Here is a 20,591-nt window from a genome sequence, read left to right as displayed (position 1 = left end):
TCATTACTCTCCTTAAAATCTAAAATAAAGAAATGGATTATAACTTTCGCTAACCAGAACAGCTGTACATAGGATTAGAATCATAACATTACCAACAATTAAGCACCCTTTATACATAGCACCTTTACAAACTTTTTCCCCAATGACTTTAATTAGTGGTGTACATAATAAAATAGCAATCACTATCCAGAAAATATTATTAGTTACAATAATATTCAACTCAGTACTTCCGAAGCTTTGATTAGTAAAACCAAAGAGTACTTCTAAATAAGCAAAAGCTTCATTCATATTCGTAAAGTAGAAGAAGGTCCAACCTATAATTACAACCACTAGTAAATAGCAGTGTGAAACAATTCTTGGAAGTTTCTCTAAAAATCTTCCTAGCATTTTTTTCTCTACGTAAATTAAAATCCCAAAGTACAGCCCCCAAATAACAAAATTCCAGCTAGCACCATGCCAAATTCCAGTTAGAAACCATACAATCATCAAATTTAAAAATTCATTCTTTCGGTTTCCGCCAAGTGGGATATACACATAGTCTCGAAAGAAGCTACCTAAAGAAATATGCCAACGTCTCCAAAATTCTGTAGCAGATCGTGAAACATATGGATAGTTGAAATTCTCTTTATATTCGAAGCCAAATATTTTACCTAAACCTATTGCCATATCTGAGTATCCGGAAAAATCAAAGTAGATTTGCACCGTAAACATCAAAATACCAAACCATGCTTCTGTTACGGTTAAGTTTCCCGCAGAACGCTCCATAAACATTGTGGCAAAACTACCCGCTGTATTAGCTAGCAATACTTTTTTTCCTAATCCAATTACAAATCGATTCACACCATCACTGATTTGGCTAATATTCGTCGTTCGATGCTCTATCTGTAAAGCAATATCCGCATATCTAACGATTGGTCCTGCCACTAGCTGTGGAAATAACGACACATACAAAAGGAAAGTTGAGAACTTTCTTTGTGCCTGTACATTTCCTCGATACACATCTACTGTATAAGAGATTGTTTGGAAGGTATAAAAAGATAGTCCAATTGGTAATGTCACATTGGGTACTTGAAACGATGTATTAAAAATCAGATTGATATTTTCATAGATGAAAGCACTATATTTAAATGCAATTAACAAAGAAAGATTTAATATAATGGAAGAAACGACACCATATTTAGCCCACTTCGTTCCAAGAAATCTTTCAATATACAATCCATGACAATAATCAATACAACTACTAATAAGTAAGATGACAATCCATATTGGTTCACCCCAAGCATAAAAACATAATGAGGTACTTAACAAAATGAGGTTTCTAAACTTTCTATCTTTCACCGAGTAATACAGTATAATGTTGATGGGTAGAAACAAATAAATAAACAAAAGACTTGAAAAAACCACCGTATTCCCCCTTTCATTTACATAGTAACAACCCTTTGTCACAGCAATATCACAAAAGATTATCTCTTTTTTTTAGTTTAAGAAAGGAGTCACTCAATACTGATTCGATGAATTCATACATTAATATCTACTATTAATCTAGTAGGACGGCGCTATGTTACAGTTATGTGCGCTGTTTAAGATAGCTAATATTTCAAATCGATTTCACCCACTTCAGAGACACTAAATAAATTAAAAGAACGAGCATCATACCAATGCTCGTTCTTTCATACTGTTGAAAAAATATCTTGTCTATAGAAATTACGTGAATAAAGCAATGCATGAATCACCTAATTATAGGATCATTCCTTTTAACCACATTAACATATGAAGATTTGGCCATCACCTTCACTACGAAGCTCTAGTTTCTTCTTACATTGCGGGCGGGCCTTTTATCACACGTTCTACATTTTTTCGATTACCGCATTTATAATCTTAATCTACCAATACTTTTACTTTTTCCTACTTTTAATCAAAATTATGCTACAATAAAATTAATATAGTAACAGCCAGGTTTTAATATCTGAGAATTAGCTGTTGAAATATTTTCTTAAAAAATAATTATATTAATAAAAAAGGAGAGAGATTATTATTTATGTTTAAAAAATTTTTCGGTAAGTGCCTAGTAACCTTCTTGGTTTTACTTTTACTTACCCCTGTTTTTACAAATCAAAAGGCTACAGCTAATTCACTTCCCAAAAATGAAATGCGTGCAGCCTGGATTTCAACAGTCAATAATATTGATATGAAGAAAGGTATGAGTAAACCTCAATATACTCAATGGGTTCAAAGTACCTTAGACAAATTAAAAGCCGATAACTTTAATACAGTTATTTTTCAAGTTAAGCCATTAAATGATGCACTGTATCCGTCTAAGCTTGCTCCATGGTCATCGTACATAACCGGCAAAAAACAAGGGACCAACCCAGGTTTTGATCCTTTGCAAATCATGCTGGACGAAGCACATAAGCGAGGATTAGAACTTCATGCATGGGTAAATCCCTATAGAGTCACTATGCCTTCGCACGCGTTGTCTGATCTAGCCGCTGACAATGTAGCTCGTAAAAATCCTAGCTGGGTAGTGAAATACGGTAAACAATACTACTTAAATCCTGGTTTACCAGAAGTTCAAAATTACTTAATATCAACTATAGAAGAATTAGTAAGCAACTATGATATCGACGCTGTACATATGGATGATTATTTCTATCCTTATACAATTAAAGGTGAGACTTTTCCAGATCAACAAACTTTTAAAAAGTATGGTAGCTCTTTCAAAAAAATTGAAGACTGGCGCCGAGATAATGTTAATCAATTAGTAAAAAAGGTTTATGCAAGCATTAAAGCATCTAAACCGCATGTTCAATATGGAATATCTCCGTTTGGTATTTGGCGAAACAAAGCGCAAGATTCTACTGGTAGTAACACAAATGGCATGAGTAACTACGATGATCTCTATGCTGATACAAGACAATGGATTAAAGATGGAAGTATCGATTATATTGCTCCGCAAATCTATTGGTCTAGAAATCATAAAGTAGCAAATTACTCTGTTTTATTAGATTGGTGGGCAAAAGAAGTTCAAACGTACGCAACAGCCCATCCTGTTAATCTATATATTGGTATGGCCGATTATAAAGTTGGAAATGATTCTGATACTGCGTGGAATAATAAGACGGAACTTATCAGCCAAGTAATCGCCAACAGAGCAAATAAAAATGCCCAAGGACAAATGCATTTTTCTCTAAAAAGCATTAACAATAACGCTCTTGGATATGCTTCTGATCTAAATCAGCAACTATACAATTATATAGCTTTAACTCCTACAGCCTTTTGGAAAGATTCTACAGTACCTTTAGGTCCAACAGATGTTAAATTGAGTAAAGAGTCTTCCGGCATGAAGCTTACTATTACAGATAAAAATAGTATTCAACCAAGGAAATATGTAATTTACCGATTTGATGGAACAAAAGAAGGATCATATGAAGATGTTAAAAATATAGTAGACGTGGTTTATAACACAAAAGGTAATACTGTTTATGTAGATACTACTGCAAACGAGAGTAACGTGTACACGTATGGTATAAAGTCAATATCTGCTACAGGTGTGGAAAGTAAAACTGCTTTTGTTCTAACAGACGGAAATCCTATGTTACCAACACCTGACGAACCAGAGCAACCAGAAAAACCTGTAGATCCAAATCCTACTATTTCATTCAATGATATCTCCACGAACTGGGCTAAGGACATGATTGAAGACATCGCAGCTCGTGGTATTATCACAGGCTATCCAGACGGCACTTTTCGACCGAATGAACAAATTAAACGCCAGCATATTGCAGTCATGCTAGCACGTGCTTTTGAGTTAACACCCATACGCAAGCCTGTATCATTTAGTGATGTACCAACAAGTCATCCATACTATGAGGCAATTACAAGATTACAACAGGCAGGTATTGTAGACGGTTCAAACGGGGCATTCAGTCCAAACGAATCGCTTACTCGTGCACAACTCGCGAAAATACTTGTACTCGCATTTGAAATCACACCAGGTGGGACAAGCACATTCAAAGACGTTCCAACAACACATTGGAGCTACGACTATATTGCCGCACTTGCAGATAACGGCATTGCATTGGGTGACAACGGTAATTTCAAACCAAATGATCCAGTGACACGAGCACAATTTGTGGCATTTATGCATCGTGCCAAATACAAATAACAATAAAAAAACTCCAATCGTAAGAAGTGAGGTCTTGTTAACCTACTCCTACGATTGGAGCCTCCAAATCATAATTCTCAACTGAGCAAATACCTAGAACATTCTTCTACTCTTCCTTTTGAATAAATTCAAACCAATCCTTGTGCTTTGTAATAGGGGCATAAATGAAATAGACGTGCAAAGCCATTTTTTAATAATTCTTCTTGAATGCTCTTACCATCAGATGTATAGGCAGAGGCTAAGAGCCTTTTATATTTATCACGATATGAGACATCAAATTCTAGATGAACATCCAATGGGGCTGTCCTAAAAGTAAAGATATTATGCTATCTTTTTGATATACAGGTAAAAATACGCGTAGACTCCTGCGGGAATAGCACAAGACGTAAGACGCAACAAACCGCTCGTAGCGAGGGTTGCATCTTACGCTGTGCCCGCGGAGAGTATTTTTACCATATAGAAAAGTAGTTGTTCTGCTTAAAGAGACTTATTGGACATCCTCATTCCACTAAATCAAACCAAATACTAAAATTTATATACGAGTCCACTAACGTAACCTCATACTGTAATTCATTTTTAGCTAAGATACTGGCGACAATAGACAAACCTAACCCTGTCCCCGAAATCTCTTTGTTTCTCGATTCTTCTACTACATAGAACGCGTCCCAAATATAAGGAAGATGCTCTTCTTTCAATTGTGTTGTTTTATTACGTATAGAAAATTTGATTTTGTTTTTTTCTTCATATGTTAGCTTAATTTCAAAATAGTGCTCTTCCCCGTATTTAATAGCATTGCTTATTAGATTATTCATGACGATTTCAATTTGACTACTATCTTCATCGATTTTTGAATTTTGTATTGCATCTAAATTTTGCACTACGTGTACATTCTTATTTTTCAATGAAATATTATATTGCGCAATGATTTTTTGAAGAAGATTTTTTAAATCGAATGGCTCTTTTTTCACTTCTAATTCGTGGACTTTAGATAATTTGATTAAGTAATCAACCATTTCTGACGTGTAATTTACTTGTTCTAAAATGACATCTGTATAGGATCCATCATCAAGTCCATCTTTTATACCGACTGTATATGCTTGTATTAATGACAACGGTGTTTTAACTTCATGAGAGATGCTTGAAATTAAAGTATTTAAACTTTGGTTTTTCTTTTCTAATTCTGAATGAACACTTTTCAAACGGTCGCTCATTTCATTAATACTGTGTGATAACTCTTCAATTTCATCACCTGAGGTTATTTCCACTCGTTTAAAATTCAAATTAGAAATATCTTTCGCTACATTTTTTAGTTTCTCTAAAGGCGTAATAATTTTCTTAGAGAAGAAGGCCACTAATAATAAACTGATAATAATGCCAAATAGGATGGAGTATAAGTATAGTTGGTTCACTATATTTAACACGTCAGTATTATGAACGACCACTGTTCCTAATAACACTAAATGATTCTCTTGCTCATATAACACGGTTAGCAGACTCGACTTTAGTTTTCCTTGACTAAATAGAAGCCTTACTGTTTTTCCTTCATTTACTTTTTCAAGCGACTCCTCTGTAATCCAAAATTTATTTAAAACAATTTTATCTTTAAACAACGCAAATTGGATATTTTGATTAATTTCATTGATACTACCGTTATTTGTAACAGTAACAATTGTAACATTGTTAGTCTCTTCAATCTGGTGTTCTACTTCTCTTAGTTGTTGTAACGTTAAGTCATCTATTTCTTCATAGATGGTGTTTACTTTATTTCTCATTTTATATAGATAATAGTCGGAGGAAAAGAAATTATTAAATAAAAACGAAACACCGAAAACGATGAGCATAATTATACTCACCATCATTAATAATTTTTTACTAATTTTATTCGTCTTTATCATTAAAGCTATACCCCATTCCTCTATGGGTAATGATATGGTCAGCCCCAATCTTATCACGCAGCCTATTAATATGCGTATCGACTGTTCGTTCCTCTCCGAGATAGTCCATGCCCCAAACCATCGATAACAAAGAATTTCTTGATAATACTTGCCCTTTGTTTTCGTATAAAATCTTCAATAAGTCATACTCTTTCTTTGAGAGTACTAACTCTTCACCATCTTTATATACTTTTTTACTTTGAAGATTGATTTTCAGATTTCTTATTTCAGCCAACTTTTCTGTTCCGAGCATTTTTTTTACTCTTAAAATCAATATACGTGGATCAAACGGCTTCCGAATGTATTCATCTGCACCAATATCTAGTGCAACAAATTCATCATCATTGGACGTCTTAGCCGTTAACATAACTACTTTAGTTAAGCTTACTTTCTTGATTTCACGGCATACGTCAATACCACTTAGCTTAGGCATCATCCAATCTAAAACTGCAAGATCAATTTTTTTTGAGTAAAAAATTTCAAGTGCTTCTTCCCCTTCAGAAGCAACACTTACATTAAACCCCTCTTTCTCAAAATAGGTTTTTAAGATAGTAGTCATATGTTTTTCATCATCAGCAATTAGTATGTTCACTTTATACAAACTCCTTATTCGTTTTACAAGTAACTATTTACACATTAACTTCTAATAATAAAGGGAAAAAAGGTGAAAGCCTTAAAAGAAGACTTCACCTTTTTTCTAATATTTATACGATAGCTTCCGCATACGTGATTTTTACCATTACTATTAAAGTGGTAGGATGATTTCCGCTACGGGATGCTCGCTTTCCTCGGGCACCTTTCGCTACAATCAACAAAAAATGTATTAACAACCATTAGAGTTGAAAATAAAAACATTTAATCGACCATTAAGTAACTACCTAATATTCCCCTAATCAACACACCTGAATTTTTACTTTTCTAATCCATTTTTCAGTGCATCCCATAATGGATTATCTACTTCTACTTGTTCTCGATTTGTTAGCTCTCCTTTTTCAAGTGCTTCCCAATACTTCCACTTTGACGGTTGTTCTCCTAACTGATAATCCATGCCTTCCCATGAATCTTCACGGAATGTGTAGAACGCCCAGTGCCAGCTATATTCATCAAAAACCGAAATAAGATCTGATAAATATTGATCAGCACCTTTTTCCATTCGGTTAATGCCGAATTCTTCAGCGATGATTCGATTAGCTGGTATATTATGATCTTTTGCCCACTTATCTACAGGTTGCAAAAAGTCTTTTAAAGCTTCTTTATCGAACATTTTTTCAGTTTTCTGCTCTCCTACTTTAACCTTCCTGGATACCCATACTCGAATCCCTTTCGCTTATTTATTAATTTGTCTCCAACGATTTCCTAGCAGACTTAAAACCGTTAACACTACTTTTGAACCTCATTCATGAGCAACATCTAAGGCAATATCCGCTTCTACAATACCTTCATATTGATCTGCATTACCAATTAAGAAATCTTTTTTTGGACTTACATCCGGCTGATTTTTATTTCTTTCTCATTTCCTTACCTCACAATGCATTGTAAAACACGAATGTTACAAGTATGTCACAATAAAAGATGTTAACTCGTATTATTTAGGAAAAGGAAAAACCCGCATTTTTGAAATGCGGGTTTCATTAGATTACGAGTATTAATTTAAAAAAATGATTAATTATTTCTGACGTCGACTTTAAAAAAGCGTCTTTATCTTGCTTTTCTTAAATCAAAGGATCTCTTAAAATTCAACAAAAAACTCTATCCAACAGTAGAATACGTAACAGCTACTATCGAGTATTCCATTACAATTTATCATTGTAATGATAAATTAGTTGCACAACGCCAGAAGAGAATGTTCTTGTATTAACCATTTTTAAATTCAGCCTCTGTTTTATATCAATAAACATCGGTTTTCCTTCTCCCAAAATAACAGGGTGAACAGATAATCTAAATTCATCAACAAGCCCTAAATTTAGAAAAGTTGTAATGAGACTTGCTCCTCCATATAGCCAAATGTCTTTACCAGGCTTATTCTTCAATTTATTTACTTCTTCAAGAATATTTTCATTGATAAATACTGCTCGATTATCAGTCCCTATTTGTGTTCTGGAAAACACATACTTCTCCTTACTATGAACCAAGTCCCACATTTCTTTCTCGCTATCAGAGTCTTCAGGTTTTGGAATATATTGTCCCCATAAATTGTAGCTTTTTCTACCATATAAAATAGTATCAATTTGATTCAAGAAATTAGTGAATCCCATTTCAGGGTCCATAATGCACCAATCCACTTCTCCATTTTTCCCTTCAATAAAACCATCTAAAGTAACTGCTAAATCTAATATTATTCTTCTTTGTTTTACGTTATTTGACATAACTCTTCCTCCTTTTATCATCCAGATATTGTTTCTTCTTCCTGAATAAACGTTATTTCATTATTTAGTTTTCACAATACGCCCCTGTTTAAAGCGGTCAACAGTTTATGTCTCCAGTAAAAAGCATAACCTACGCGCTAAAAAAAGAACACTAGTTCTCAATTTGATTATATCAAGTTTTCGAGGAGGTATCAAAAATCAAAACCTACCTTTAATAAAGCTAAATTAAAAATGCAGCCATTTCGCACATTTTACGATGCGGAATGACTGCACTTTTATATGGTTTTATTGATAAAATGACTTAACATCGTATCCGCCCTGCTCTAAATGATAACGGATATTTTTATCGACTGTAAAATGACCTGCGCCTACGACAACGAAGTACTCGCCTTCTTTATCCTCTAATAGTGAAATAATTTTCTTTGCCATTTGTTCATCTCGTACACCATATAGCATTTTATTCATTTCAGAAGTTTCATCTTCCGTCTCTAGAAATTTGCTAAACGCTACACTGTCTCCCTTATTCCAACTACTAAACCATTCCTGCATTATTTCTAATTCATTTTCTTCAGAAGGTTCTAAAAGACTATCAACTGTAGCTAATAATTGCTGTTCTTGTCCCTCAGGAGATAACCCATCAAACTTATCGGCCTGCACTTTTAATCCTTCTAATTCAATAATTGGCTTATCTTGAAGCAATGCACTTGATAAAAAATATCTATCAATCCCATGCATTATCACTTCCGCTGGGGACATACCAAAAGAATCCTCCGTTCCTAGCAATGAAAAAGTACTTGATAACGCCCAAGGTTTTTGTATCACTAATTCTTCCATCGGTAACTGGTACTGTTGTGCAACCTTTTCAACCTTAGCATAGGTTTCTGCGCTTATATTTTCACGAAGTGTTGTTCCATTTGTATACATCATTTTCCCTATTAGATATTCCGCATCTTTACCATTAATCACATTCGCTTCCACTACTAGCGCATCAGATTCTTCAAATGCTGTTAATAATTTTTTATTGAATGGATAAAGCTCAGGTGTTCCCATATGAATTGCTCCTAATAGGTATACCTTTGTATCTTCATCTTCCACTACCCAAGCCAGTCCTTTTGAACCTTGTTGTACTTGGTCGTATGTATCCTTTACTAATCGTGTAGCTAATACGACTGCTTGTTGTGTAGTTGCCTTCTCTTTTAATCCCAAACCATTGCTAATATTTCGTTTAGTCATATACGCGACTGCATCTTTGCCTACAGCTAAATCATAACGCGCAACAATATTGTACAGTCGATTGATAATATCGCCTCTAGTAGTGTCCCCTTTATAGCTTACCGGGCTGTATTGTTTGTTTTCAGAAAGTTGTAATGCCGCAATTTTCTTTTCTGTTAAGGCTACTAGTTCGTTTACTCTTTCAATCGACACTTCGCTTGTAAATCCATCATAATACCATTGCATTGGGAAAATACCGTACTTTTCACCTTCGTTTAAGGTCTCTATTGCCCAGCCGCTAATATCTGGTATGCGTTCTTCTGCTTGGATTGTTGGAACTATCGTAGACAACATCAGCATAATTCCGAGCAGTGCGGCAATCATATGTTTACCTATTCTTTTCATCATCTTTTCCCCTTTCGATTATTTGTTACGCATAATTGCGATACAGATTTTGGTACTTTACCCCGAATAAAAACGACTATATCTTTCTTAAATAGTAATAAAATACCTATAATTATAGTACAACAAATATACCCATAGATAAATATTTACTTTTCAAGGAATCACCTTACCTTCCGATTTATAGCAATATACTCTATAAGGGAGCCTTTCATTGTATAACTCCCTAATACAACCGAATAATAAAAGGCGCTAATTCCTTATTGGATCAACGCCTGCATTAGTTAAGTAATTAATTTAAATCCTACTTTTCAGTAATGAGTAGATGTTTGTATCGTGAGCTATATCATTTTGATACATATAGTCCCTCAAAATCCCCTCTTTTCGAAAGCCCAGTTTGGTTAGTAAATTATTAGATGCATCATTATCAATAAATACAACAGCACCTATACGAGTTAAATCCATTACGTCAAAACCATATGCAAGAACTTTTGATAGTGCTTCCGAAGTATAGCCTTTCCTCCACTGGTTTGGATGGATTTCATACCCTATTTCTGCCCGCTTATGTTTAGGCGACCAAGCATTAAATCCGACTGTTCCAATAAACTCTTTGGTCTCCTTCTTTTCAATCCCCCACCTAATTCCTCTTTTTTCATTGTAGTTTTTCGAAAAAAATTCAACAAATCCCTCTGCTTGTTCTATATTCTGTAATGTATCTTGTCCATAATAACGCGTTACATTATCGTTAGAAAAACAAGCAAAGATTCCTTCCGCATCGTCTTTTTTTATTTCCCTAAGTTTAAGTCTTTCAGTCTCTAACACCGGAAACATCTACTCTCCCCCCTTCTTTAACTTCATTAATTAACAATTCGTTTCAAGTAGTAAAAATCCTTTAATAATCGAATTCCATATCGCAATAACCTGCGTTGAAAATAAGACATCGAAACTCTTTCTCCTACAAAAAAGCCATCTCAAAATAATTTGAGATGGCTTTTGCATTTTCATTTTTAGAATAACCCCACTGCATTTCCGTCGTTGTCAACGTCCATACGTAGTGCTGCTGGTGTTTTTGGTAGGCCTGGCATTGTCATAATGTCGCCAGTTAGGCATACTAAGAAGCCTGCGCCTAGTTTCGGAATCACTTCACGAATCGTAATTGTAAAGCCTTCTGGTCGACCAAGTAAGCTTGGTTGGTCAGATAATGAATATTGTGTTTTAGCCATACAAATCGGTAGAACATCCCAGCCGAATTTTTCGATTTGAGCAATTTGTTTTTTCGCTTGATCTGTAAAGTTTACACCTTTTCCACCGTATACTTTTTGTACAATCGTACGTACTTTTTCTTCGATAGAATCTGTTACTTCGTATAATGGAGCGAAGTTGTTTTCTTCTTCGATTACAGCAAGGACTTGCTCAGCTAGTGCAATACCACCTTTTCCGCCCTCTTCCCAGACATTTGTACGGGCAATACGCACATTTTGCTCTTTGCACCAGTTCAGAACTGCTTCAAGCTCTGCTTCTGTATCTGTGATGAAACGATTTAATGCAATGATTGGTTCAACGCCAAATGCACGAACTGTATCCACATGCTTCGCTAGGTTCTCGATACCTTTTAATAGTGCATCTACGTTTTCTCCAACTAGATCTGTTTTCGCAACGCCACCATGCATTTTAAGCGCACGGATTGTAGCTACGATTACGACTGCACTTGGTTTAAAGCCCGCTTCACGCGCTTTAATGTTCATGAACTTTTCAGCACCTAAGTCAGCAGCAAATCCAGCTTCAGTTACGACGATATCTGCTAATTTACGAGCAGTTTGAGTAGCCATAATTGAGTTACAGCCGTGTGCAATATTTGCAAATGGACCGCCATGAATAATCGCTGGAGTGCCTTCTAATGTTTGCACTAAGTTTGGCTTGAAAGCATCTTTTAATAGTAGTGTTAAAGCGCCTTCAACTTGTAAATCACGAACAAATACTGGTTCACGATCGAATGTATAACCAATAACGATATTTGATAAACGTTCGCGTAAATCTTCAATACTCGTTGCTAAGCAGAAAACTGCCATAATTTCAGAAGCAACAGTAATGTCAAAGCCGTCTTCACGTGGCATGCCTTGAACAGGACCACCTAGACCAACTACGACTTTACGTAATGCACGGTCATTTAAATCCATCACTCGTTTCCAAAGAATACGACGAGGATCAATATTCAATACATTACCTTGATGTATATGATTATCTATAAATGCAGATAATGCATTATTAGCAGATGTAATGGCATGAAGATCACCAGTGAAGTGTAGGTTAATATCTTCCATCGGTACTACTTGTGCGTAGCCGCCACCTGTTGCGCCACCTTTAACGCCCATTACTGGACCTAATGAAGGTTCACGTAAAGCTACCACTACTTTTTTATCTAATTGGTGTAAAGCATCTGAAAGACCAACAGTTACTGTTGACTTCCCTTCGCCAGCTGGTGTTGGACTGATCGCTGTCACTAACACAACTTTAGCGTCTGCAGCTTGTGCTTCGATTTTTAATGGGTCAATTTTTGCTTTGTAGCGACCATATTGCTCTAGCGCATCTTCTGGAATGCCAGCTGTTTTCGCAATATCTGTAATAGGCTTCATAACCGCTTGACTAGCAATTTCTAAATCTGATAATGGTTTATTTGTTGTTGTCATTATGATTCCTACTTTCTCTATTGTTCACACTCAATTATAAGCTATTTTGAAATAAAGCAAAGTAACTTATGCAAAATTTCGACAATCATTTGACAACTCACCTCAATTCCTGTATCTTCTAAGAGAAAATGCAATTATCACATTTTTCAAAATACAATACTTATTTTCAGTCGCATTGGAGGCGAACGCTTATGCAACAAGGAATCGTAAAGTGGTTCAATAACGAAAAGGGTTATGGATTTATTGAATGTGATGATGGAGAAGATGTATTCGTACATTTTACGGGCATTCAGGAAGAAGGCTTCCGAACACTTGAAGATGGACAAAAAGTATCATTTGATGTAATTGAAGGTAACCGTGGTCCTCAGGCATCTAATGTCGTGAAATTATAAGCAAAAAGGCATCACCATACGCATAGTATGAGATGCCTTATTTTTTATGGATTGATGTAATACAAAGCTTGTGGAAACAACAATGTTCGTTTCTCTCCTGTTGCAATAGTCAGTGTTACTGCAAAGGGTCCCTCTTTCTTATCCGCTAAAATCTCATTGTCGTCATAGAAATCTAGACGCATATTGGGTAATTGCAGAGATGTATACGTTTCATGTAAAGTAGCCGCTGGCAGTTGCAATACGTCTTGCCATAATGCAACTGTTTCGTCCACATTTCTCACAACAAATTGTACTGAATTCATTGAGATTGACTGTTGCTTATCCAATGCTCCACTTTTTTCAAGCTGTGCAAGACGTACGTCATCACCATCAGCCCACTCAATGAAAAATGGAAAATCAATTGCTAAGTTAGGTTTACCAAAGTGCAGCAACTTCCATTCCACGACAGATCCATCTGGGCGTGTTCGACTACAGGCATCAGGTCCGTAAACTTCGAACCCAAGTGCACGTAAACGCTTAGCTTCCCCTTCTATGTTTGTCGTACGTAACGCAATTCGGGAAAAGCCAAATTGTTCTTTGCCTCGTTTAAATGAATGATGCAATGAATAAGGCAATTTCGCGGCTTCCTCAAATAAGTCACGATCATACACCGCAATTTGCTCAATATACGTTAAGCCAAAGTAACTTAACGTGTTGTATGTACCCCACATTGTATGCTGTCCACCATTAACGGTATGGATATGATGCTCGTTCAAAAATACTTTCGTGTCTTCCGGTGATAATACTTGTTGAACTAAGTGATCGAATTGTAAACTCATTCCTCTTTCCCCCTTTTATTCACTATAACATATACTTTACCTAGTTGTTTAATTGGTTTAAAATAATATTAAGTACATGCACAATAAAACATGCCAGCTTCAGAGTTCGCTTGCCACACCTCTTAGACAAATCCATCAGACGAATTACGTAGTCAACTCGTTGCGCAAACACAGTGTGTGTTTCATAAAATATAATGAGGTGAAAAGTATGACTGAAAAAGTTTTTGCATTTAAGCAAGCTCTAGGTAATTATCCAACGGGCGTAACCGTTGTAACAGCCTTTAATAGCTCAAACGAACCGATCGGCTTAACCGTTAATTCATTTGCATCTGTTTCAATAGATCCACTGCTAATATTATGGTCGCTCGATAAAAGATCAAAACTACATGCAGACTTTTTGGCTGCGAAAAACTTTGCAGTCAATATTTTAGCGAGTGAACAAGCTCAAGTATGTACATTATTTGCAAGCAAAGAAGATCGTTTTGCCCAAGCAAAATGGTCAACTTCAACGTTAAATTTACCAATTTTATCGGATACCCTATCCGTTTTACAATGTGAAGCCTTCCAGCAAATAGATGCTGGAGACCATACAATCTTCATTGGACACGTCGTTGACATCGACAATAATGACAAGGAACCACTTCTCTATCATCGTCGACAAACCGGACCAATCCCCTCTAGCTTTTACGATAAGTAAAAAGCACTTCTTTAAATAAATATGTTGTCACAGCTTGTGTTATTAAAAGTTGTGCATAAAAAGGACTCCTTTGATTGGGAGTTTTTTTTTATGTATCAGTTGTTAACTTTGTAAAACCACCCAACATCGCAAAACATAATCCAGTCAGACGTGGATAAACTAATCAAAATAAATTGCAAGAGGTGCATGATGAAAAAGTTAATTTTGGTATTAGGAATGATTGCTACTTTTGTTGTAAATCCACCTCAAACCAATGCAATTTCAATGCCCTGCAGTCTAATTTTGGAGCCAGTTCATCCTAGTTTGGCAAATGCAAAAGGTGTAGCATTGGTCTATAAAGTGCAATTATTTCCGCCAAGTTTTGCACGAACTAATATCAGCATTCTTGCAGTTCATCTTCCTGAGCCTTCAACGTATGGAGACTATGATGGTTATGAAGGATTTGCGTTTATTCCCAAGGAAATAAGTTGGCGTTTTATGCTGTATCCTACACCAGAAGAGGATAGTCCAACGTGGGCTGGAAGAATTGATGTTATTACAGCAGAAATGAAAAATGTTGAGGTTCAGGTGCGTCTCTCGAATTCCAAAACGGAAAAATTAGGACCGAGTGTTTTAACAAAAAGTATTAACTATTGTAAGTAGTTTGCTTCGAGAGTAAAGTCACTCGTTTCGCGGGTAAATTCCACTTTACCGAGAGTAACCGACTTTTAATTGCGGATCGATATAGATTGCTCCTTACTTTAATTGCTTTTGTTCAAGATAATCAGCAGAAAAACAAAAATGTTTAGTTAGCATTAGCTATCCTTTTTCGAACATAATAAATTGTAAAAGGTGGTGTGCATATAAAAAAACGCATCTTTATTACCTCATTAATTATTATGTGCTTAACCGTCCCAATTTCATCAAATGCCGAAGAAAATTATTATCAGCCCGCTAAAAACTCCGACGAAGAATTAATGATGGATTTATTTTTATCAGTAATTTTACCTAATGTCCAAACCGCTGTTTCTAATTATTACGCTGAATTACTGACCTATGATCCGCTTGTATACCCTTATGAGATTAAAATACTAAACATGGAAAGATTAGGACAAGGTCATTCTTTTCAATTTGTAGTTACCCTTGAAGTTATGCCAGTCGTTGGTCCACATATTTCAGTCGGTAAAGATCGTATTACATTGGATGTTTCTACAGGTAATGTATCTGTTAAGGAATTTAAACATATAGAAACTTATGAACTTCCCCCAAATTGGCAGCATATTAAAAAGACATAATATTCCTCTAAAGTTGCAGTGGACATTCCCTCAACAAGTGTAGTATCATAAAACCATTAAAACTAAAAAAGTGTTTATAGTTTTCTTGGGGGTTATGGGTTGAAGACACGAATCATACAAGCATTCATTGAAGAAACTCGAAATAATGGCATTAAGTTCACAATGGATGATCTGGCAAAACGACTTGGGATAAGTAAGCGTACATTATACGAAAATTTTTCATCGAAGGTGGATATTCTTGATTCCATTATTGATTTAACGATCAAAGAGTTTGACGAACAGACTCGCCTAATCATTGATAATCCCGAATTTACACTTGCGGAAAAAATAAAAAAAACGATTGTTGTCTTACCGAAATACAACGAGTTTTACGATTTGCGTATCTTGGAACAATTGAAACGTTCCTATCCTGCACAATGGGAACGCGTAAATCGCGAATTTAATCAGTGGGATGATCTTAAAACGCTTCTTGAAGAAGGAATCCGAACAGGGATCATTAAGGATATAAACATCGACTTGTTGATGAAACTGATTATAGAGGCTTCCAATATAACATTGGATAGACGATTCTTGTTAGGGCATAGTATCACAATAACACAATCGTTTGAAACGATTGTGGATGTGTTATTGAATGGATTTATGACTAAAAAAAATGATGAATGTACTGGCACTTAAACTGCCAGTTTCTTTTCGCCCTAAGAAAACTATAAAAACCAAAATAGTTTTTTGGTTTTTAAAACCAATTAATAGATAAGGATTTGAAATAGCAATGCAAAAAGAACAAATTTTAAACCGTTTAGATACAGAATCTGTAGGAAAATCTTTCTTGAGGTATTTAATCCCCTCAATAGTCGGCATGTTGCTGATGGCTGTCAATATCGTGGTTGACGGAATCATGGTCGGCAATAAGTTAGGCCCAGTCGCCCTTGCTGGTGTGGGAATTGCGGGACCCGTCTATACACTTTTTGTCGCCATGTCATTGTGGATTGGTATTGGTGCTGCGACCCGATATTCTGCAATGATGGGTGCTAAACGACCAGATCAAGCACGTATCATCTTTTCACATGCCATTAGCTCTATATTTATCGTGACGATGATCATCGGGCTAACTGCCTTTGTATTTAGAACAGAACTTGCGTATTTACTAGGCGCGAATGCCGATACGTTTGAATATACATCAGGTTATCTGAACGTCATGCTACTGTTTGGATTCGTCTTCACAGTGGAAAATGCTTTTAGTATTTTAGTGAGAAACGATGGCGGTCCAAATACAGCAATGTTTGCGCTTATTACTACGTCAGTTGTCAATATCATTTTGAACTATGTGTTTTTATTCGTTCTTGATTATGGCGTAGAGGGTGCTGCTATTGCGACAGTCCTTGGGGCACTTACTGGACTGATCATACTAAGTACGCATTTCTTCAGAAAAAAAAGCAACTTACGTTTTGTGCGCTTCAAGTTTGATAAGAAGCTTGCTCTTCTTATATTAGTCATTGGTTTTCCTAGTTTTCTTGCAGAAGTCGGAATTTCGGTTTTCACGATTTCGCATAACATCACATTTAAAGAGCTCGCTGGAACTGTCGGCGTATCAGCATTTACGATTTTGAATTATGTTCATAGTGTAATGTTACTGTTGTTTTTAGGAATGGGCGCCGCCATCCAACCACTTATTAGTTATTATAGCGGGGCGAAGGATGAAAAGAAGATGAAACAAACAATACGGTTGGCAATTGGGACCGCTCTCGCATCGGGTATCTTCTTTGTGTTCATCGGTCAATTTGCGGCAACACAGATTGTCAGCTTGTTCGGTGATTTCCCTGAAGAAGTGATGACACTAGCTGTATCGGGCATTAAACTATTCTTCATCGCCTACCTCTTTATGGGAACGAACTTTGTCATGATGACGTATTATCAATCCATCGGTCACATTCGAATGGCCACATGGATTACTGCAGCACGTGAAATTGTCGTGTTGCTCATCTTGCTTATGATCATGCCAAGATTGTTTGGATTAACAGGTGTCTGGCTCGCTATTCCAACATCAGAATTCATCGTACTTCTGACAATTTATTATTATCATAAGAAATGGTATAGCTTAGGAACGGAATAATCATTTGGGTTAATGCCCGACATAAAAAATAGATAGAGACTTCCCGACACTTATCGAAGTGTCGGGATTTCTTTTATCTAAAAGTTTTCTATGATTTTGTGAATTGATGAAAGAATGATTTTTCCCTTTTAAGGTCAATAAAAAAGGGGCTGTCCCAAAAGTGAAAATCCGCGTAGACTCCTGCGGGAAAAATTTTCGAAGTAAGCGTGAGTGAAACGTAACGGCAAGTTGCAACGTGTTTGGACAATAAATCAACAAAAAAGCGTTAATCCCTCATGGATCCAACCTCTCCTATGCAATTCAAAACTACTTAAGGTAATCCTTTTTGTCTTCTACAAGTAACGTGCATCATTAGTAAAAGAGCTACTAGTCTATTGAACACTCTCCCCTATTTACTTTAAGTACACTCCTTCACAATCTAACACATAAAATTGCATAATCTAAGAATAATATACAATTATTTGAATAGGGCAGGTGATTTTTCACAGTGTGGAGAATTAATTATATAGTGATATATTTTATTCCCTAATTATGAATGTGTTAATTCGAACAAGTCTTTCTACTCCAAAAAGAAAGAAAAATGGTAAAACGAAAACGAATAAAGAAAAAATAGAATAAAAAGAGGTGAAGATAAGGTGAAAATAAAATCAATTTTGTTTTTCATTATTTGTTCTATTTGGTTAGTAGCTTGTAACAGTAGTAAAGAAACAACAAAAACTATAGAAATTCAAGAAATGATTAATTTCGAAGAAGAAAAACCCAATACACTCCAAATAATATCCGATGCGAAGGATATTAAACGTATAGAAAAAACATTTAAAAAAGCTAGAGAATTCGGTGAAGTAGATAACAAAATAGTTCCACAATATAAGATCAAACTAAGCGATGGTGAATACTATTTATGGATAAACCATACAATTACAGGGACAATAGCGAACGTAAATAGTAGAAATATGTTTTACAATATCCTTGCTACCGAAGAATTTAAAGAAGCCATTAATTATCAAGAACAAAATTAAATTACTTCTACACTTATATTTAGTTACGCAAAGAAAGGAATGAAAAAATAGCATTGTTCGATGTTACTAAGATGCTCGTCCTAGTATTTGTGCTACTCATAACTACCGGCTGTGCAGGAATGGAGAGACAAAAAATTGAAGTAGATATGCTTAATGATATGGGTATCTATGAGGAATACAAAGAAATTACTAAGTTGAAGAAAGTTTCCGTGGTAAAAGATATACTCCATAACGCGGATTGGGAGAAAAAGAAAGTAGATATGGCAAGAGAGGCTGACTATCAGTTTATATTTCAATTTGTGAATCCAGATATCCAAGCAAAAGCCATACCATATTCAGTCTGGATCGGTCCTGACAAAGATACAGTTGAAGTAGTTGAAGGTGACTATCAATATGTTCATTTAAACAAAGAAGATTCCAATAAGCTATTTGAAGCTATCACTGAAATTAACCTTTTCGATATAGAAAAATAACAAGCGAGAAATCATCACCCTTATTGAAAACGCTGGCAATCATCAAGAAGTTGTGCGATTGAAAGCTATGTTTAATCTCTAATTTTCATCAATACTTAAACCTATTCCACCTTTTATCACCCCGATAAAAGTTTTTTTTTCGTGTTAAACTATTATTTATTAAAATATAATTTAAAAATTTCAAAAAAGGTGTGACAATTTGAACGAATTGTATACAAAATACGCGAAATACGTTGTGTTAATATTTCTGATTATTCGACTGCTTTATGTGGGCATTCCAGACGATATTAACTCGGTATTCATTTATGAGTATGGTGTATTTTTCGGAATAGCTTATCTACTTTTTATTCTTCAAGACTTTTTTAACCCTAGTAAGAAAACATTGGCTACATTAAAGATAGCGAATGCCGTGAGTGCCTTTATCTTATTTATCACAGCACTTTACTTTAAAGATGTTTTTTCAACCATTTTTTCCGCAACAATGTGTGTTGCGCTCGGTTTTGCCTTCTATTTAGAAAGCAAGAAAGACAAAAAAAACAAGCAAAAGGCTTAATTGTATGATTTGTTTAGAAAATATCAGGAGGTAATATAATAGATTCTTCTGTATTATTAACTATTTCTCATAAAGGTGGTTTTTCATTGAAAACAATAGCAGGAACTATCGCTTTGTCTGTTTCTTTTACTTTATTCATTTATTTATTTGGACTAAAAATGGAACATTCAATTAAATACGATTCTGGTTTCTTCTTTTTCCCTATAATTTTACTGATACTTTCTTTCATTTTCTTTAGAATAGATTTCAAGAATAATACAAAAAAATAACTATAAAATCTCAGGCATGTTTATTAGGGAATTATTGTATGATTTTATCGCTATTCCTCAGCTTCCCAATAAAATTTTACCGTATAAATAATGACAATTTTATAGATTATAGCGGAGGGCTACTCGACTCCCACGGGAAATCCGAGTAGTCCGTAGCAGAAATCAGCTTTTTTTATTATTAGGATAGTATAAACTTAGTAAATCATTATGCCTGATAAAT

20 protein-coding genes are annotated in these 20,591 nt (G+C 35.3%); 10 read left to right on the top strand and 10 right to left on the bottom strand.

What is annotated here, in order from left to right:
* Positions 1 to 12: 12 nt before the first annotated feature.
* Entirely contained in the window at positions 13 to 1,404 is a 1,392-nt protein-coding gene (locus ACIQ2D_RS19045; protein WP_402866889.1) for an MBOAT family O-acyltransferase, read from the bottom strand.
* A 634-nt stretch (positions 1,405 to 2,038) separates the two neighbouring features.
* Here ACIQ2D_RS19045 and ACIQ2D_RS19040 point away from each other — a divergent pair.
* Entirely contained in the window at positions 2,039 to 4,165 is a 2,127-nt protein-coding gene (locus tag ACIQ2D_RS19040) for a family 10 glycosylhydrolase (protein WP_402866888.1), read from the top strand.
* 128 nt (positions 4,166 to 4,293) lie between these two features.
* On the opposite strand, the gene ACIQ2D_RS19035 is transcribed toward ACIQ2D_RS19040, so the two are convergent.
* From ACIQ2D_RS19035 to ACIQ2D_RS19000, 8 genes are all read right to left on the bottom strand, one after another.
* Positions 4,294 to 4,461 (bottom strand): thermonuclease family protein, encoded by a 168-nt coding sequence (locus ACIQ2D_RS19035; RefSeq protein ID WP_402866887.1) that lies wholly within the window; start codon positions 4,459 to 4,461, stop codon positions 4,294 to 4,296.
* 204 nt (positions 4,462 to 4,665) lie between these two features.
* Positions 4,666 to 6,060 carry a HAMP domain-containing sensor histidine kinase gene (locus ACIQ2D_RS19030; protein ID WP_402866886.1) on the bottom strand — a complete coding sequence of 465 codons (1,395 nt, stop codon included), beginning with the start codon at positions 6,058 to 6,060 and terminating at the stop codon, positions 4,666 to 4,668.
* The gene (locus tag ACIQ2D_RS19025) at positions 6,044 to 6,691 is read right to left on the bottom strand and encodes a response regulator transcription factor (RefSeq protein WP_402866885.1); all 648 of its coding nucleotides are present in this window, start codon (positions 6,689 to 6,691) and stop codon (positions 6,044 to 6,046) included. Before ACIQ2D_RS19025 ends, ACIQ2D_RS19030 begins: the two co-directional genes overlap by 17 nt.
* Before the next feature lie 318 nt (positions 6,692 to 7,009).
* Entirely contained in the window at positions 7,010 to 7,363 is a 354-nt protein-coding gene (locus ACIQ2D_RS19020) for a glycosyl hydrolase family 5 (protein WP_402866884.1), read from the bottom strand.
* A 529-nt stretch (positions 7,364 to 7,892) separates the two neighbouring features.
* Positions 7,893 to 8,465: a dihydrofolate reductase family protein gene (locus tag ACIQ2D_RS19015; RefSeq protein WP_402866883.1), complete on the bottom strand. Its 573-nt coding sequence runs from the start codon at positions 8,463 to 8,465 to the stop codon at positions 7,893 to 7,895.
* Between the two features lie 285 nt (positions 8,466 to 8,750).
* Positions 8,751 to 10,082 (bottom strand): TraB/GumN family protein, encoded by a 1,332-nt coding sequence (locus ACIQ2D_RS19010; protein ID WP_402866882.1) that lies wholly within the window; start codon positions 10,080 to 10,082, stop codon positions 8,751 to 8,753.
* A 294-nt stretch (positions 10,083 to 10,376) separates the two neighbouring features.
* On the bottom strand, positions 10,377 to 10,910 hold the full coding sequence (locus ACIQ2D_RS19005) for a GNAT family N-acetyltransferase (RefSeq protein ID WP_402866881.1): 534 nt from the start codon (positions 10,908 to 10,910) through the stop codon (positions 10,377 to 10,379).
* A 176-nt stretch (positions 10,911 to 11,086) separates the two neighbouring features.
* Positions 11,087 to 12,766 (bottom strand): formate--tetrahydrofolate ligase, encoded by a 1,680-nt coding sequence (locus tag ACIQ2D_RS19000; protein ID WP_402866880.1) that lies wholly within the window; start codon positions 12,764 to 12,766, stop codon positions 11,087 to 11,089.
* 191 nt (positions 12,767 to 12,957) lie between these two features.
* Between ACIQ2D_RS19000 and ACIQ2D_RS18995 the strand changes: the two genes are divergently transcribed.
* Complete coding sequence (locus tag ACIQ2D_RS18995; protein ID WP_402758030.1) at positions 12,958 to 13,158, top strand: cold-shock protein; 201 nt, start codon at positions 12,958 to 12,960, stop codon at positions 13,156 to 13,158.
* 44 nt (positions 13,159 to 13,202) lie between these two features.
* Here the strand turns inward: ACIQ2D_RS18995 and ACIQ2D_RS18990 are convergent, their stop codons facing one another.
* A complete protein-coding gene (locus ACIQ2D_RS18990) occupies positions 13,203 to 13,976 on the bottom strand; it encodes a VOC family protein (RefSeq protein ID WP_402866879.1) in 774 nt (257 codons plus the stop codon).
* Positions 13,977 to 14,184: 208 nt separating this feature from the next.
* Here ACIQ2D_RS18990 and ACIQ2D_RS18985 point away from each other — a divergent pair, with 208 nt between their 5' ends.
* The 8 genes from ACIQ2D_RS18985 to ACIQ2D_RS18950 all read left to right on the top strand — a co-directional run bounded on the left by ACIQ2D_RS18985 (position 14,185) and on the right by ACIQ2D_RS18950 (position 20,102).
* Positions 14,185 to 14,673 carry a flavin reductase family protein gene (locus ACIQ2D_RS18985; RefSeq protein ID WP_402866878.1) on the top strand — a complete coding sequence of 163 codons (489 nt, stop codon included), beginning with the start codon at positions 14,185 to 14,187 and terminating at the stop codon, positions 14,671 to 14,673.
* A gap of 189 nt (positions 14,674 to 14,862) precedes the next feature.
* Positions 14,863 to 15,315 carry a YoqH family protein gene (locus ACIQ2D_RS18980; RefSeq protein WP_402866877.1) on the top strand — a complete coding sequence of 151 codons (453 nt, stop codon included), beginning with the start codon at positions 14,863 to 14,865 and terminating at the stop codon, positions 15,313 to 15,315.
* Between the two features lie 194 nt (positions 15,316 to 15,509).
* The gene (locus ACIQ2D_RS18975; protein ID WP_402866876.1) at positions 15,510 to 15,947 is read left to right on the top strand and encodes a DUF3888 domain-containing protein; all 438 of its coding nucleotides are present in this window, start codon (positions 15,510 to 15,512) and stop codon (positions 15,945 to 15,947) included.
* A gap of 99 nt (positions 15,948 to 16,046) precedes the next feature.
* Positions 16,047 to 16,622, top strand: a complete 576-nt coding sequence (locus ACIQ2D_RS18970; protein ID WP_402866875.1) for a TetR/AcrR family transcriptional regulator — start codon at positions 16,047 to 16,049, stop codon at positions 16,620 to 16,622.
* A 94-nt stretch (positions 16,623 to 16,716) separates the two neighbouring features.
* Positions 16,717 to 18,057 (top strand): MATE family efflux transporter, encoded by a 1,341-nt coding sequence (locus tag ACIQ2D_RS18965; protein ID WP_402866874.1) that lies wholly within the window; start codon positions 16,717 to 16,719, stop codon positions 18,055 to 18,057.
* Between the two features lie 635 nt (positions 18,058 to 18,692).
* Positions 18,693 to 19,076 carry a hypothetical protein gene (locus ACIQ2D_RS18960; protein WP_402866873.1) on the top strand — a complete coding sequence of 128 codons (384 nt, stop codon included), beginning with the start codon at positions 18,693 to 18,695 and terminating at the stop codon, positions 19,074 to 19,076.
* A 119-nt stretch (positions 19,077 to 19,195) separates the two neighbouring features.
* Positions 19,196 to 19,549, top strand: coding sequence for a YhfM domain-containing protein (locus ACIQ2D_RS18955; RefSeq protein ID WP_402866872.1), 354 nt, complete (start codon positions 19,196 to 19,198; stop codon positions 19,547 to 19,549).
* A gap of 199 nt (positions 19,550 to 19,748) precedes the next feature.
* Complete coding sequence (locus ACIQ2D_RS18950) at positions 19,749 to 20,102, top strand: hypothetical protein (RefSeq protein ID WP_402866871.1); 354 nt, start codon at positions 19,749 to 19,751, stop codon at positions 20,100 to 20,102.
* Positions 20,103 to 20,591 lie beyond the last annotated feature (489 nt).

It is taken from the genome of Lysinibacillus sp. NPDC097287 (assembly GCF_044761695.1).
GTDB lineage: Bacteria > Bacillota > Bacilli > Bacillales_A > Planococcaceae > Lysinibacillus.
Note: the sequence above shows the minus strand (reverse complement) of the source record. Positions and strands in the feature narration are given on the sequence as shown.